The following is a 14,072-nucleotide window of genomic DNA, read 5'->3' as shown; positions in this document are numbered from 1 at the left end:
CTACACCTTCAACACGTCGCGGCGGCGCAGTGGGCGCGCGAAGAGTTCGGCGAGGTCGCCTGCCTGCTCGAACCCGTGGATGGGCGAGAAGACGAGTTCGATCGCCCACTTGGTCGAAAGCCCCTCGGCCTCCAGCGGGTTGGCGAGGCCGAGGCCGCAAACTGTCAGATCGGGGCGGTCGGCACGCACCCGGTCGAGCTGGCGGTCGACATCCTGCCCTTCGCTGATGCGGGTGCTTTCAGGCACTTGCTCCAGATCGCGCGCGACCAGCTTGCGGTTGAGATAGGGCGTGCCAACCTCGACCGGCTCCATGCCCAGTTCAGTGGCGAGAAACCGCGCGAGCGGCACTTCGAGCTGCGAGTCGGGCAGGAAGCTGATCCGCTTGCCTGCAAGTGCCTCGCGATGATGTTCGAGCGCGCGCTTGGCCCGTTCGCGACCCGGCGCGATAACGCTGTTGGCGTGCATCTCGTCGATCCCGAAAGTGCGTGCCGCCGCCTTGAGCCAGGCGGTGGTGCCCTCTGCACCGAACGGGAACGGCGCCTCGATCCTCTGCGCGCCGCGCCCTTCCAGCGCCTGCGCGGTTTCGCCGAGGAACGGCTGCGCGAGCAAAACCCGTGTATTCGAGCCGACAGCCGGAAGACCATCCGCCGTGCGCGCGGGCAGTACGCCGACCTGTTCGATTCCCAGCTGCGCGAACAGGCGCAGGAACTGGTCCTCGACGATGTCCGGCAACGATCCGACCAGCAGCAGCTGCGGCGCGGCATCGGGCACGCTTGCAGGCATTGCGGGGACCAGCGAGGCAAGGCACGCATCCTCGCCTTCGGTGAAGGTCGTTTCGATCCCGCTGCCCGAATAGTTCAGGATACGGACCTGACCGGCATGCTTCGCGCCGAGTCGCTCGGCCGCTTTGCCCAGATCGAGCTTGATCACTTCGGACGGGCACGATCCGACGAGGAATAGCTGCCTGATCTCGGGGCGGCGTGCCAGCAGCCGATCGACCACGCGGTCCAGCTCTTCGTGGCAATCGGCCATGCCCGCCAAGTCGCGTTCCTCGATGATCGCGTTGGCAAAGCGCGGCTCGGCGAAGATCATCACCCCCGCCGCCGACTGGAGCAGATGCGCGCAGGTGCGCGAGCCGACCACCAGGAAGAATGCGTCCTGCATCTTGCGGTGCAGCCACACGATCCCGGTCAGCCCGCAGAAAACCTCGCGTTGCCCGCGCTCGCGCAGCACCTCGCGTTCAGGAGGTGCGCCACAGCCGGTATCGGCAGGGAGCGAGAATGCGTCCGCCTTCATGCCGGCACCGCCAATGGCTGAGCGGGAGGCTGGCCCGCGAGCCGCGCAGCGCGCAGCTTGAGCAGGAACTGCCCGGCATTGATGACGTAAGCGGCGTACCCGGCGAGCGCGACCAGCAACCGCGTCTCGACACTGCCGATCCCTCCGAAGAGCATCACGAGATAGGCCGTGTGCAGGCCGATCACGACCATGCTGAACACGTCCTCCCAGAAGAAGGCCCGCGCAAACAGCCATTTGCCGAAGACGACCTTCTCCCAGATCGAGCCGGTGATCATGATCGCGTAAAGCGCGAAAGTCTTGGCGAGGATGGAGAGGTCGGCGGCGAAGGCACCCTCTCCCGTCAGCAGCGTGCGCAGGACCAGCGCGAGGCTGATAAGAAAGATCGCGAACTGCACCGGGGCGAGCACACCCTGGACGATGGTCCATGCACTCGAGTCGCGTCGCGCGCGCTGCTCGGGGGTGTAGAGCATCGGCCTGCCAATCTCAGGCGAACCCTGCCGCGTCGCGTCCGTTTCCTGATACGCCTCGATAGCCATTGGGTCGCTGGCGACCTCCTCTCAAGGCCGATGATTACGCCCTCGATGGCGGGAGTGTCAATCTGTGATGACGACAACTACGCTGGACACCTCAGCGTTTGCCAAATGTTGATCGGAGGCGTACGCTCCTGAAAGTTCGGGCGGAGTCGCATCCAACAACGCATGCCTGAATCGACGCAATCCGCGCCGCTTCCAGACTGGGAGAGTCTGACATGGCATCGGTATTCGAGGTGGAATCAAGTGCCCTTCGCCACATCATCGCGCACCCGCTGGGCACGCGAAGGCGATCGCACGAGAATGACGCGCGGGAGCTGGCCGACATTGTCGAGCATCACATGATCCCCCGGCTGATGTTGGCCCATTCGCGTGAGAAGACCTCCCCCATCGCCGAAGACCTCGGCCCACTGTCGCCGGAATTCGCGGACGAATTCGCAATAAATCTGCTGGACTGGGACGCCGACCGGGCGCTGTGCGAGGTCGAAGGCCTGGTGAAACGCGGTTACGGTATCCAGGCGATCTTCCTCGATCTGCTTGCCCCCGCAGCGCGCAAGCTCGGCGCGCTCTGGGAAGAGGATCGCTGCGATTTCGTCGAAGTTACCATGGGGCTGTGGCGATTACAGGAAGTTATGCGCGAAATCGCTTCGCGCTCGCCGCCGATCAAGCGCTCTTTGAGCGGACCGGCACGCGCTCTGTTTTCCCCCATGCCGGGCGACCAGCACGGCTTCGGTGCGCTTATGATCGACGAAGTCTTTGCCCGCGCAGGCTGGGAAAGCGAAGCGCTGATCGATCCGCAACGGCGCGAACTGCTGACCGTGATTTCCCAGAAATCCTTCGATCTGGTGGGATTGACCATCACCAGCGATTCACCTAGCAGCGCGCTTCATTCCCTGATCCGGGCCATTCGTACCGTATCGGCCAACCCGGCAGCGCGCATGATGATCGGCGGCCGGATGGTCAATGCACACCCCGAAATCGCGGAGGAAGTCGGCGCCGACGGTACGGCGAAGGATGCCTTCGAAGCACTCGGAGTGGCGGAGCGGATGATCGCCGGAATGGGACTACACCTTAACCCCGCACCCTGAGGGGGCGAGTATGCTGACGAGAAAGCAAGGCAGCCCTGCAGACAGGTCGTTCGGCGATTCCGCCGGGCTTTTCGGCTCTCTCGATTCCGATGCGGCGCAGCGATTGGCTGTGGCGGCGGGCGACGTTGCGCTGGTGCTGGACGATACCGGCGACATTCTGGACGCATCTTTCGACGCCCGCGAATTCCCCGACTTCGGTGATTGGGTGGGGGCCAACTGGCTCGAGACCGTGACGATCGAGAGCCGCCCCAAGATCATGGAAATGCTCGCCGCGGCCCGCAAGGGTGAGCCGCATCGCTGGCGTCAGGTGAACCACCCGTCGAGCGATGGCGACGTCCCATTGCGCTACACGCTGGTCCAGCTGGGCGACGGACGCCATCTCGCGCTGGGACGCGACCTGCGCGATGTGGCCCGCACGCAGCAACGACTCCTGCAGGTCCAGCAGGCGCTGGAGCGCGATTATATGCGGATGCGCCAGCTCGAAGCGCGCTATCGCATGCTGTTCGAACGGTCGCGCGAAGCGGTGTTGATCGTCGAGGCCGACAGTCACCGTATTCGCGAGGCCAACCCGGCCGCCTACCATTTGGCCGGCGCGCGAGCGGACAGCCTGCCGGGCAAGAAGCTGGGCGGCCTGTTCGACGGCGCATCGCGCGACCGGCTGACCACGCAGCTCGGCTCGGCATTGGGATCGGACACGGCGACGCCGATCAGGGCAGCGCTCGCCAAAGGTGGTCGCGAGGCGCAGGTCGCCGCGACCGGTTTCAGCCAGAACCGGCGGCAATATCTCCTGCTGATCATCACGCCCGCGGACGAACGCCCCCTGAGCGACGAGCGGCCGCTTGCCGAGATTATCGAATCTATGCCCGACGCCTTCGTGGTGGCGGACGAGCAGATGCGCATCCTGAGCGCCAATGCAGCCTTTGTGGAAATGGTCGACGCGGCGAGCGAAGAACAGCTGAGCGGTCGGTCGCTGTCGCGCCTGCTCGGTCGGCCGGGTATCGATCTCGACCTGATCGCCAACCAGATTGACAAGGACGGGGTCGCGCGCAACGTCACCAGTGTCGTTCGCAACCTGAGCGGCACGTCCGAGGAACCGGTCGAGATTTCAGCCGTCTCTGCGGGCGAAGACACGCGTCGCTTCGGCTTCGTCATTCGCCCGGTCGGACGGCGCCTGCGCGAAGTCACCACCGGCGGAGAAGATCTGCCGCGCTCGGTCGATGAACTGACCGATCTGGTGGGGCGGATGCCGCTCAAGGATATCGTGCGCGAGAGCACCGATCTGATCGAGCGGCTGTGTATCGAGGCGGCGCTGGTCTACACCTCGGACAATCGCGCATCTGCTGCGGAAATCCTCGGCCTGAGCCGCCAGAGCCTGTACTCCAAGCTCAACCGGTACGGCCTCGGCAAGCAGGGCGAAGAAGCAGAGTAATCTCTGCCTGACAAACCTACTGTCAAAATGGTTTGACGGGCCTTACCGGCAGGCATAGGCTGCCGGTTATGAATCGCTCGGCGCTCTCACTCGGAACGTCGCCGCCGCCAGCGGCTCGCGACGTCCTTGCGCTGCTCAAACCGATCACCTGGTTTCCGCCGATGTGGGCTTTTGCCGTCGGCGTCGTCTCCTCCGGAGCGACCGTCGAGGAACGCTGGTTGCTGGTGGGCCTGGGAATCCTGCTCGCCGGGCCGATGGTGTGCGGGACGAGCCAGGCGGTGAACGACTGGTTCGACCGGCATGTCGATGCCATCAACGAACCCGACCGCCCGATACCGTCAGGCCGCGTGGCGGGCCGCTGGGGTCTTTATATCGCCATCATCGGCACGTTCCTGTCGCTGCTCGTCGCCATGGCTCTCGGGCCGCTGGTGATTGCGGCTGCCGCGATCGGGCTCGCCCTCGCCTGGGCTTACAGCGCCCCGCCCTTCCGCCTCAAAGTCAGCGGCTGGTGGGGCCCCGCGGTGGTCGGACTTACCTACGAGGGGCTCAGCTGGTTCACCGGTGCGGCGGTTATGCTCGGCGCAATGCCATCGATGCAGGTACTGGCAATCCTGCTGCTCTATTCGATCGGCGCGCACGGGATCATGACACTCAACGATTTCAAGGCCGTCGAAGGCGATCGCGCCACCGGGCTTCGCTCGCTCCCCGTCACCATGGGCATACGCAATGCCAGCCTGCTGGCCTGTGCGGTCATGGGGGGCGCGCAGATCCTTGTGGTTGCCCTGCTGCTGATGTGGGGCCAGCTTCTTTCCGCCGCCGTCGTCGCACTGCTGCTTGCCGGACAGAGCGCGCTGATGCCGCGCCTTGTTCGCGACCCCGCAAAGCACGCGCCGTGGTACGGAGCGACTGGCGTGACGCTCTATGTCTTCGGGATGCTCGCAGCGGGCCTCGGCCTCGGGGGCTATTTCGGATGAGCAGCGCTTCCGCCACAGGTTTCGGCTGGATTGCCATTGTGCGGCTAGGGCTGGTGCAGGCCGCAATCGGCGCGATCGTGATGCTCGCCACCTCGCTGCTCAATCGGGTGATGGTGGTCGAATACGCGCTCGCCGCGGCGATACCCGCAGGGCTGGTTGCCTGGCACTATGCCGTTCAGCTCGCCCGCCCCCTGTGGGGCCACGGGTCGGACCGGGGGCGCAAGCGGACGCCGTGGATCGGCGGAGGCATGGCGGTGCTGGCCGGCGGGGCCCTGCTGGCGGTGCGCGCAACCACGCTGATGCCCCAAAGTGCCCTTCTCGGCGGCGCTCTTGCGGTCGCCGCATTCGCGATGATCGGGTTCGGAGTGGGGGCTGCGGGCACCTCGATGCTCGCCTTGCTTGCCTCGGGCGTAAGGCCCGAACGCCGCGCGGCTGCGGCGGCGGTGACGTGGACGATGATGATCGCGGGCATTGTAATCGCCGCAGGCGTGGCTGGCGCAATGCTCGATCCTTTCAGCGAAGCGCGGCTGGCCACGGTTGCCAGCAGCATCGCCCTCGCCGCCTTGGGCATCGCCCTGATTGCAATCTGGCGGCTCGAACCCGCAACCTCGGTCGATTTCTCCGAAAAGCAAAGGCACGACGCGCCCGGTTTTGCCGAAGCTCTGCGCGAGATCATGCAGGAAACCGCCGCGCGGCGATTCACCGTCCTCATTTTCGTCTCGATGCTTGCCTATTCGATGCAGGACCTGATTCTGGAGCCTTTCGCCGGACTGGTGTTCGCAATGACGCCGGGCGAGTCGACCAGCCTTTCCGGTCTGCAACATGGCGGCGTTCTGATCGGCATGATCGTCGCCGGGGTAGGCGGCAGCGCTTTTGCCGGGCGCCTGCCGACCGACCTCCGGCTCTGGATCGTCGCCGGTTGTACAGGGTCGGGGCTGGCCCTCGCCGGTCTCGCGATGGCAGCCGTCGCCGGACCCGGCTGGCCGCTCACCGCCAATGTCTTCGCGCTCGGCTTTTGCAACGGCGTGTTCGCGGTCTCCGCGATCGGTGCGATGATGGGGCTGGCGGGCGCGGGCGAGAAAACCCGCGAAGGCGTGCGGATGGGCGTGTGGGGCGCAGCGCAGGCGATCGCCTTCGGGCTCGGCGGGCTGACCGGTGCGCTGGGGGTCGATATCGCACGGCGCGTCGCCGGGCAGGACGGCGCGGCCTTCCAGCTGATCTTCGCGATCGAGGCGTGCCTTTTCATCCTCGCCGCCGTACTTGCCGTGCAGGCGACCGTCGGCGCACAGCACACTAGCAGGGGAGTTGCCCGCGCATGAGCGAGACAGTCTACGATGCCGTGGTTGTCGGCGGCGGGCCTTCGGGCGCGACGATCGCAACCGACCTCGCCCGCGCTGGCCGCAAGGTCCTGCTCCTCGACCGCGCCGGGCGGATCAAGCCCTGCGGCGGGGCCGTGCCGCCACGCCTGCTCGAAGAGTTCGGGATACCGCACAGCCTGCTGGTCGCACGCGCGCGCGCAGCGCGAATGATCGCGCCCTCGGACCGCAAGGTAGACATGCCGGTGGGCGAGATTGGCTATGTCGGCATGGTCGACCGCGACGTGTTCGACGAATGGCTCCGCAAGCGCGCCGCTCAGGCCGGTGCGGAACGGCGCACCGGCACTTTCGAGCGGATCGAGCGGACCGAAGGCGAGGCACCGACGGTCTGTTACCGCGAGGCGCGCGGTGGCGATATCAAACGGGTGCGCACGCGCTTGGTGATCGGTGCCGACGGCGCGCGCTCGGCAGTGGCCGCACAGAACATCGCCGGGGCAGAGCGGATGAAATGCGTGTTCGCCTATCACGAGATCATCGAGTCGCCACAGGGCACCAGCGACGCGTTCGACGGGGCACGTTGCGACGTCTTCTACCAGGGGCATCTATCGCCCGATTTCTACGCCTGGGTCTTCCCCCATGGCAAAACCGCCAGCATCGGCGTGGGCAGCGCCAACAAGGGCTTTAGCCTGCGCGGATCGGTTGCCCGGATGCGCGACGACCTCGGCCTCAAGGCGTGCGAAACGATCCGCCGCGAAGGTGCGCCCATCCCGCTGAAACCGCTCAAGCGGTGGGACAATGGCACCGACGTAATCGTGGCCGGAGATGCCGCGGGCGTGGTCGCCCCGGCAAGCGGCGAAGGCATCTATTACGCAATGATGGGCGGGCGCTGCGTGGCGCAGGCTGCCGATGCGTTTCTGGCGACCGGACAGCCCGCTGCACTCAGGCAGGCGCGCAAGGCCTTCATGCGCGAGCACGGCAAGGTATTCTGGATCCTCGGCATGATGCAGCACTTCTGGTATTCGAGCGACAAGCGGCGCGAACGGTTCGTGACGATGTGCGCCGATCGCGACGTACAGCAACTGACGTGGGAGGCGTACATGAACAAGCGGCTGGTACGCGCCAAACCCGTCGCGCATCTGCGCATCTTCATGAAGGACTGCGCGCATCTTCTGGGGCTGAGGGCAGCTGCCTGATGGGTCGCAGCTGGGTATTGCCGATGATCGTCGCGGGGTTCGCCGCGCTGGGCATCGCGATGCTCGGCGGGACCATCACCGACCTTGGCCCGTGGTATCAGGGGCTGGCAAAGCCGGACTGGACCCCGCCCAACTATGTCTTCCCGATGGCATGGACCGCGATCTTCGCGCTTGCCGCGATTGCGGCGGTGCGCACGTGGGTCGCGGCCCCGAATGCGCGCGCCGCCGACACCGTGGTCGGCCTGTTCGCGCTCAACGGCTTCCTCAATATCCTGTGGAGCCTGATGTTCTTCCGGATGCAGCGGCCCGACTGGGCATTTGCGGAACTGCTGCTGCTGTGGCTCTCGGTAGCGGCACTGATTGTAGTGTGCCGCCGTTACTCGCGTTTCGCCGCGGCGGCGCTGGTCCCCTACATCGTGTGGGTCAGCATTGCGGGCGCGCTCAACTGGAGCATCGTCGAGCTCAACGGCCCGTTCTGACATGGAGGGCCTTTTCGCGAGCGGACACGCAGCCGACATCGTCCTTGCTGTCCTGGCTGCCGAGGCTGTGCTGCTCCGGCTGCGACGCTGGAGCATCTCCGCCATCCTCGGACTGCTCGGCCCAGCCGGGCTGATCGTTCTGGGCTTGCGTGCCGCGCTGGTGGGCGCTCCGTGGTATTGGATAGCGCTCCCCGTCGCCCTCGCCTTCCCGCTACACCTGCTCGACCTGCGCAACCGTTCGCGAGACGAGCGCGGCTAGGACCGGATAGCAAAAGGGCCCGACCGCAATGGCCGGGCCCTTTGTGATCGCGCTCTGGCGGCTCGGTCAGCTCGGCGCGTAGTGGTGCTCCTGCGCCCAGAGGTACCAGTTGTCGACGACCGTGCCCGTCAGCAGGATACCAATTCCGCCGGTCAGCGTGGTCAGGATCGCGAACCACCAGGCCCAGCGGTGGATCGATTCCATCGTCGCGTTGAAGCCCATCGTCCAGCGCCAGAACAGGCCTGCGCGCTCCGCAGCGGTGCCGCGATCGGTGATCTGCTCGATCTCGCGCTCCCCGCCATAGCGGCTGACCGCAAGGATCGTCCCACCGTGCATCGCGAACAGCAGGGCAGAGCCGTACAGGAACGCTATCGAGAGACAGTGGAACGGGTTGTAGAACAGGTTGCCGTAGGTCAGCGAGAAATTGTTGGTCCACTCCAAGTGCGGGAAGATGCCGAAGGGCACGGCTTCCGACCAGCTGCCCATCAGCCCGGGCCGGATGAATCCGAGCACGAGGAACAGCCAGATCGCGCTCGCGAACGCCCAGCATACGTGCAGCCCCATGCCGAGCGCCTTGGCACGGCGGTAGGTCCGCAGCCACCATAGCAGGATCGAGATGGTGAGGAAGAACCCCGCGAGGATCCACCAGCCCCCCTCGGCCAGCGGTACGAAGGGCGTGAATCCCCATTCAGGCCCCGGCGGATCGAGCGAGAGCCAGAAGAACTCGCGCACGAAAGCCTGCGGGTCCCAGTTCACCGAAGCGAGCAGGTTGAGGCCGATTATCTCGATCGCGAAAAAGCCGAACAGCAGTGAAGCGAGGCCGAGCCAGCCGAGGTAGATTGGCCCAAACTGCGCCTGCCCCAGTTTGCCGAACCAGTGCGCGTTCCAGTGAAGCGGGATGCGGGCCTCGTCGGTTTCCGGCAGGTCGATCCCCATCTCGGGCGGACCGGCAAGCTGAACCTGGGTGAAGATGTTTTGATAGCGTGTCATGACGTCTTCTCCTCAGGACCAGATCGGGATGCTGCGCCACCAGTCCCACCATTCGGGGAAGCTGCCCTGATAGAGCGGCCCCGCCAGGATCATGCACGCCGCGCTCCAGAAGCCGGCGTTGAGCGCCAGCAGCAGCCCCAGCCGGTGAATGCCGACCGTGCCGATCGAGTAGCCCACGAAATCGCGGAAGAAAGTGTCTTCGTATTCTGGCGACTTGACCTCTGTGCCGCGCGGTACGTTCACCGCCGACAGCACCAACGATCCATGAAGCGCAAGCGCGAAGCAGGTCGTGAAGAAGAACGTGATCGCGACCATGTGGAGCGGGTTGTAATGGAAGTTGGCGTAGGAATAGCCGGTGTTCGAGACCCAATCGAGATGGCTGAAAATGCCATAGGGGAACGCGTTCCCCCACGCGCCCAGCCATAGCGGCCGGATCACGACCAGCGTCGTGTAGGCGAGGACGGCAAACCCGAAGGCAACCGGTACATGGTACCCCATGCCCAGCTTGCGGCAGATTTCCACCTGTCGCAGCGCCCACGAAACGAAAGCGATCAGCGCGCAGACGGTGATGATCTGCCAGTAGCCCCCGGCATTGAGCGGGGCAGCGGCCAGCCCTGCGTCGATCGGTGGCGGATCGATCGAGATCAGCCACGGGTTCCAGGTCGGCCCCTGGGATGCCGCGGCGAAGATCATGAGCGTGCCCAGCATAGCGCTGATTGCCGCCGTCACGCCGAAAAAGCCCACGTAGAAGGGACCCACCCAGAAATCGAACAGGTCGCCACCGATCAGCGTGCCGCCACGCACGCGGTATTTCCGCTCGAAACTGAGGAGCGCCATAACGTCCATCCTTCCCGTCGCAGGGGCGGGCTTGCAGGTTATCGAAACTGTTCGGTCGGCCCGCCATCGGTGGCGGCCGCTGCGGGGACGGGAAAGCCCGCCCCCGTCACGTCGGGCGGGTTGCTAGCCCGTCGTTGCCGGGCCTTCGACCGCCGCAGCAGTCGTCGCCGGAGTGGCGCTTGCGCCATCGAGCCAGTTGTACCGATTGGTGCTGAGCAGGATGAAGTGAATCAGCAGCGCGAGCACGAACAGGAACACGAACAGGGCGACGAGCGTCCTGCGCGGATCGAAAATAAGCCAGATTCTCCACATGGCTTGGTTCCTTTTTATGTGGTTTCGGCAATTGCTGCCCGCTGGCGCCACGATGCGTCAGATGGGCACATCGGATCGGTCAGAGCCAGGGCTTGTATGCCCACAGCGCAATGTGCGCGAGGACTGCGATGCCCGTGAAGCCGATGAAGGAGCCCATGAAAATCTTGTGAAATTCCTTGGCTTCTTCCGGCGTCAGGTAGGTTCGCAGACCGAAGCGATCATCGCCAGGTGTCGGATCGTTCATTGGTCAATCTCCAAACTTGCTGGACAAGGTGGGGCATTGCCGCCCCGGCGGTATCCGCCCGGGCGCACGACCCCGGCGAATTTCTGGGCCCGTTGCCGGGCGGATGAGATGCAACGCGCGGCTCACCGCGCCGCCCCTTCGAGCAGGACGTCGGCCAGTCGGTCTGCGGAAACGGTGGTTTCTCCCGCGCGTCGCGCCGAAGCTTCGACCGAGTCGCGCATGCGCTTCGCTGCGGAAATGCGGACCAGCACGGGCTGCGCTTCGACAATTTCGTCGAGCCGCCGCTTGGCATCGGCATCCCAGCGCAGCTCGGCCTGCTTGCGCGCCGGGGTCGGGTCGGCCTTGTCCATCTCGGACCCGAGTGGAAGGATGTGGAACAGCGCATCGAACAGCGCATTGCACACCTCCTGCACGAGATAGGTCGCGCCCGAATATCCCATGAAGGGCGTGCCGGTATGCCGCCGGATCGCCGCCCCGGGGAAGCTCGCCGCGATGAACTGGCCTTGCGGGCCGTGGCCCCTGCCAGAGACCTCGGCCATGTACATCCGCTCGTTGTAGCTGCCGAATACAACCAGTGGCGGGTTGGCGTGGATAGCCGCGCGCACGTCCTCGTTCTTCGGTTTCACCCCGGCGCTGCGTCCGAAGGCAAAGTTGCACGGAAGCCCCATGTCGTCTTCGAGAAAGTGACGAATGCCGCGCGCGTAGGTCTCGTTCGCGCAGATGCCGAAATTGGCGGTGCCGAAGAAATCCTGCGTGACCGAGCGCCACAGATCCCACAGCGGCTTGATCGTGGTGTGCTTCTCGCGCTCGATGAAGGGTTCGGGGTCCAGCCCCAGTTCCCCGCCCAGTGCCCGCAGGAAACTGGTGGTCGAGGAAAGCCCGATAGGTGCCTGAAAGTACGGGCGTTCCAGCAGCTCGCACAGATTGCGGCCATATTCGCGATACATGCACACGTTGGCGTGCGCGTTGGCGAGCTTGCGCATGTCGGCGAGATGACTGCCGAGCGGGAAGGACAGATTGACCTCCGCACCGATCCCTTCGACCAGGCGACGGATTTCGGCGAGGTCGCTCGCCATATTGAACATGCCGTATGCCGGGCCGATAATGTTGACGAGCGGCTTTTCGCCCTCCTTCACCGCTTTGGGCGCAGGCATCTTCTTTGGGCCGAATTCGGTCCACAGCCAGCTCAGCGCGCGGTCCGCGCTTTCCCACTGATCCTCGTCGATCGTGCGCGGCAGGAAGCGGCGGATCGTAGTCCCCTCAGGCGTCACTCCGCCACCGATCATCTCCGCGATAGAGCCGGTGACCACCACCGATGGCAGTTCGGGGTCGAGCGTCTTCCACGCGCGCTTCATCGCGGCTTCGGTGCCGGTCTTGCCCAGTTCTTCCTCGCCCAGCCCGGTGACGACGATCGGCAGTTCGTGTGGCGGCAACCCGTCGGTATAGTGGAGCACGCTGGTAACAGGCAGGTTCTCGCAACCCACTGGGCCGTCGATCACAACCTGCAGGCCCTTGATCGCGGTGAACACGTAGACCGCGCCCCAGTAGCCGCCTGCGCGATCGTGATCGAGGACGAGGGTCATGATCCCACCGCCTCTGCCGCCTTCAGCGCGGCGGCGGTTTGCGCGGCGAATTTCTTCTTGAACTGCGGGCGGTCGACCGGCGTATCCTGCCAGATGCCCGCATTGTCGTCCGCGCCCACGCCTTCGAAGAAGTCGCGCATCCGGTCGAAACGCGCCTTGTTGCCGAGCGCCGCGTTGACCACCTGAGCAAGGCTGCCCGCCCCCGCTGGCCCCATCAGCGGACGGGCCGAGATCAGGTTGGTAAAGTATAGCGCGGGCGTTGCGGTCTGCTTCGCGTGCTGCACCACGGGGGTGGTCCCGATGGCGAGGTCGGGGCCGAATTCGTCGACCGCAGCGATGTCCTCCTCAAGGCTGGCGCGATAGTTCACGCGTATTCCCTTGGCCTCGAGCCATTCACGGTCGGAATCGGACCAGCGCGTCTTCGGGCACGCGGTGCCCACGTAAGGCACCTCCGCGCCGCTTTCGATCAGCAGCCGTGCGACGAGCAGTTCGGAACCCTCGTAGCCCGACACGGTAATCCTTCCTTTGATCGGCATCCCTGCGAGTGCGCCTTCGATCGCGGGTAGAAAGGCGTTCTTTGTCGCGTCGATCTTCGCTTGAGCCACGCCGCAGGCTGCGCCGATAGCATCGAGCCAGGCGGCCGTGCCGTCACGCCCCACGGGTGCCGAACCGACAACGCTGCGCCCCGCAGCCTCGAACTCGCGGACACTGGCGGTGTAGAAGGGGTGGATCGCGCCCACCACTGCGCAGTCGAGCGCGCTGTACAATTCGCGCCATTCGCGCGTGGGGACGACCGGGCCGGCAGCGAGGCCCAGCGGCTCCAGCATCATGCCGATGCCCACGGGATCGGCGGGGAACATCTCACCCAATAGCGCGACGGTAGGCCGGTCCGACACCGGGCCATCAGGCCGCGCGACAGGGCCATCTTCTGCCTCTTCGCGCGCGCATTTGAGCATTGCGCCCGCAAGCACGTCCTTCGCCTCGGCATGGGTCGGGATGCCGAAGCCCGGCACGTCGATGCCGATCACGCGCACGCCGTTGATCTGGTCGGGCAGCAGCCGCAGCGGAACGCCGCTGGCGGTGGGCACGCACAGGTTGGTGACGATGATCGTATCGTATTGCGCGGGGTCGGCGAGCTGCTCGACCGCTTCCTTGATATCCTCGAACAGCTTGCCGGTGACGAGCGTTTCGGAGCTGAACGGCACGTAACCGACCGTCCGCCGTGCGCCGTAGAAGTGGCTGGTGAAGGTGAGGCCGTAAACACAGCACGCACTGCCCGACAGCACCGTCGCGGTGCGCTTCATCCTGAGGCCGACGCGCAGCGACCCGAAGGCGGGGCACATGCTCTGCGGCTGGTCGTGCGGCCCCTGTTTGCGCTCATCTAGTGGGTAATCGCGCGCGTATTGATCGAGCAGGTCGCCCTTCCCCGCTTTGGCCGCGGCTTCGCGCATCGTGTCCTTGCTCGAACAGCCGCCCGTTTCGGGGGCGCCGAGTTCGAGAGTGTCGCGGGTGCGGGTGTCGGTCATCCAATCCTCCCCGGCA

General features: G+C 65.4%; 15 protein-coding genes. 7 read left to right on the top strand and 8 right to left on the bottom strand.

Features of this window, described 5'->3' with window-relative positions:
* Together AAG591_RS09700 and bchF are read right to left on the bottom strand one after the other, a co-directional pair.
* Complete coding sequence (locus tag AAG591_RS09700) at window positions 1-1,296, bottom strand: ferredoxin:protochlorophyllide reductase (ATP-dependent) subunit N (RefSeq protein WP_342531009.1); 1,296 nt, start codon at window positions 1,294-1,296, stop codon at window positions 1-3.
* Complete coding sequence (gene bchF, locus AAG591_RS09695; protein ID WP_342531256.1) at window positions 1,293-1,766, bottom strand: 2-vinyl bacteriochlorophyllide hydratase; 474 nt, start codon at window positions 1,764-1,766, stop codon at window positions 1,293-1,295. Before bchF ends, AAG591_RS09700 begins: the two co-directional genes overlap by 4 nt.
* 278 nt (window positions 1,767-2,044) lie before the next feature.
* Here bchF and AAG591_RS09690 point away from each other — a divergent pair, with 278 nt between their 5' ends.
* From AAG591_RS09690 to AAG591_RS09660, 7 genes are all read left to right on the top strand, one after another.
* A complete protein-coding gene (locus tag AAG591_RS09690; protein WP_342531008.1) occupies window positions 2,045-2,914 on the top strand; it encodes a cobalamin B12-binding domain-containing protein in 870 nt (289 codons plus the stop codon).
* A 10-nt stretch (window positions 2,915-2,924) separates the two neighbouring features.
* On the top strand, window positions 2,925-4,343 hold the full coding sequence (gene ppsR, locus AAG591_RS09685; RefSeq protein ID WP_342531006.1) for a transcriptional regulator PpsR: 1,419 nt from the start codon (window positions 2,925-2,927) through the stop codon (window positions 4,341-4,343).
* Window positions 4,344-4,411: 68 nt separating this feature from the next.
* Entirely contained in the window at window positions 4,412-5,317 is a 906-nt protein-coding gene (gene chlG / locus AAG591_RS09680) for a chlorophyll synthase ChlG (RefSeq protein WP_342531005.1), read from the top strand.
* Window positions 5,314-6,636 carry a BCD family MFS transporter gene (locus tag AAG591_RS09675; RefSeq protein ID WP_342531004.1) on the top strand — a complete coding sequence of 441 codons (1,323 nt, stop codon included), beginning with the start codon at window positions 5,314-5,316 and terminating at the stop codon, window positions 6,634-6,636. Before chlG ends, AAG591_RS09675 begins: the two co-directional genes overlap by 4 nt.
* Window positions 6,633-7,826, top strand: a complete 1,194-nt coding sequence (locus tag AAG591_RS09670) for a geranylgeranyl diphosphate reductase (protein ID WP_342531003.1) — start codon at window positions 6,633-6,635, stop codon at window positions 7,824-7,826. Before AAG591_RS09675 ends, AAG591_RS09670 begins: the two co-directional genes overlap by 4 nt.
* Window positions 7,826-8,305 (top strand): TspO/MBR family protein, encoded by a 480-nt coding sequence (locus AAG591_RS09665; protein WP_342531002.1) that lies wholly within the window; start codon window positions 7,826-7,828, stop codon window positions 8,303-8,305. The genes AAG591_RS09670 and AAG591_RS09665 overlap by 1 nt, the downstream gene beginning before the upstream one ends.
* Window position 8,306: 1 nt before the next feature.
* Window positions 8,307-8,564 carry a hypothetical protein gene (locus AAG591_RS09660; RefSeq protein ID WP_342531001.1) on the top strand — a complete coding sequence of 86 codons (258 nt, stop codon included), beginning with the start codon at window positions 8,307-8,309 and terminating at the stop codon, window positions 8,562-8,564.
* 66 nt (window positions 8,565-8,630) lie between these two features.
* Here AAG591_RS09660 and pufM read toward each other — a convergent pair whose 3' ends face one another.
* The 6 genes from pufM to bchY all read right to left on the bottom strand — a co-directional run bounded on the left by pufM (window position 8,631) and on the right by bchY (window position 14,056).
* Window positions 8,631-9,554 carry a photosynthetic reaction center subunit M gene (gene pufM, locus AAG591_RS09655; RefSeq protein WP_342530999.1) on the bottom strand — a complete coding sequence of 308 codons (924 nt, stop codon included), beginning with the start codon at window positions 9,552-9,554 and terminating at the stop codon, window positions 8,631-8,633.
* Window positions 9,555-9,566: 12 nt separating this feature from the next.
* Window positions 9,567-10,391: a photosynthetic reaction center subunit L gene (gene pufL, locus AAG591_RS09650; RefSeq protein WP_342530997.1), complete on the bottom strand. Its 825-nt coding sequence runs from the start codon at window positions 10,389-10,391 to the stop codon at window positions 9,567-9,569.
* Window positions 10,392-10,514: 123 nt separating this feature from the next.
* Window positions 10,515-10,703, bottom strand: coding sequence for a light-harvesting antenna LH1, alpha subunit (gene pufA / locus AAG591_RS09645; protein WP_342530996.1), 189 nt, complete (start codon window positions 10,701-10,703; stop codon window positions 10,515-10,517).
* 79 nt (window positions 10,704-10,782) lie between these two features.
* The gene (pufB, locus tag AAG591_RS09640; RefSeq protein ID WP_115491449.1) at window positions 10,783-10,947 is read right to left on the bottom strand and encodes a light-harvesting antenna LH1, beta subunit; all 165 of its coding nucleotides are present in this window, start codon (window positions 10,945-10,947) and stop codon (window positions 10,783-10,785) included.
* Window positions 10,948-11,069: 122 nt separating this feature from the next.
* Entirely contained in the window at window positions 11,070-12,530 is a 1,461-nt protein-coding gene (gene bchZ, locus AAG591_RS09635) for a chlorophyllide a reductase subunit Z (protein WP_342530994.1), read from the bottom strand.
* Window positions 12,527-14,056 carry a chlorophyllide a reductase subunit Y gene (bchY, locus tag AAG591_RS09630; RefSeq protein ID WP_342530993.1) on the bottom strand — a complete coding sequence of 510 codons (1,530 nt, stop codon included), beginning with the start codon at window positions 14,054-14,056 and terminating at the stop codon, window positions 12,527-12,529. The genes bchZ and bchY overlap by 4 nt, the downstream gene beginning before the upstream one ends.
* Between the last annotated feature and the right edge of the window lie 16 nt (window positions 14,057-14,072).

The sequence above is a fragment of the Citromicrobium bathyomarinum genome (assembly GCF_038594485.1).
Taxonomy (GTDB): domain Bacteria; phylum Pseudomonadota; class Alphaproteobacteria; order Sphingomonadales; family Sphingomonadaceae; genus Alteriqipengyuania; species Alteriqipengyuania bathyomarina_A.
Note: the sequence above shows the minus strand (reverse complement) of the source record. Positions and strands in the feature narration are given on the sequence as shown.

Coding starts and splice junctions, on each gene's coding strand:
- chlG (WP_342531005.1), top strand. CDS start 4,412: ATGAATCGCTCGGCGCTCTCACTCGGAACGTCGCCGCCGCCAGCGGCT.
- pufL (WP_342530997.1), bottom strand. CDS start 10,391: ATGGCGCTCCTCAGTTTCGAGCGGAAATACCGCGTGCGTGGCGGCACG.
- pufA (WP_342530996.1), bottom strand. CDS start 10,703: ATGTGGAGAATCTGGCTTATTTTCGATCCGCGCAGGACGCTCGTCGCC.
- AAG591_RS09665 (WP_342531002.1), top strand. CDS start 7,826: ATGGGTCGCAGCTGGGTATTGCCGATGATCGTCGCGGGGTTCGCCGCG.
- AAG591_RS09700 (WP_342531009.1), bottom strand. CDS start 1,296: ATGAAGGCGGACGCATTCTCGCTCCCTGCCGATACCGGCTGTGGCGCA.
- AAG591_RS09670 (WP_342531003.1), top strand. CDS start 6,633: ATGAGCGAGACAGTCTACGATGCCGTGGTTGTCGGCGGCGGGCCTTCG.
- pufM (WP_342530999.1), bottom strand. CDS start 9,554: ATGACACGCTATCAAAACATCTTCACCCAGGTTCAGCTTGCCGGTCCG.
- pufB (WP_115491449.1), bottom strand. CDS start 10,947: ATGAACGATCCGACACCTGGCGATGATCGCTTCGGTCTGCGAACCTAC.
- ppsR (WP_342531006.1), top strand. CDS start 2,925: ATGCTGACGAGAAAGCAAGGCAGCCCTGCAGACAGGTCGTTCGGCGAT.
- bchF (WP_342531256.1), bottom strand. CDS start 1,766: ATGCTCTACACCCCCGAGCAGCGCGCGCGACGCGACTCGAGTGCATGG.
- bchZ (WP_342530994.1), bottom strand. CDS start 12,530: ATGACCCTCGTCCTCGATCACGATCGCGCAGGCGGCTACTGGGGCGCG.
- AAG591_RS09660 (WP_342531001.1), top strand. CDS start 8,307: ATGGAGGGCCTTTTCGCGAGCGGACACGCAGCCGACATCGTCCTTGCT.
- AAG591_RS09675 (WP_342531004.1), top strand. CDS start 5,314: ATGAGCAGCGCTTCCGCCACAGGTTTCGGCTGGATTGCCATTGTGCGG.
- AAG591_RS09690 (WP_342531008.1), top strand. CDS start 2,045: ATGGCATCGGTATTCGAGGTGGAATCAAGTGCCCTTCGCCACATCATC.
- bchY (WP_342530993.1), bottom strand. CDS start 14,056: ATGACCGACACCCGCACCCGCGACACTCTCGAACTCGGCGCCCCCGAA.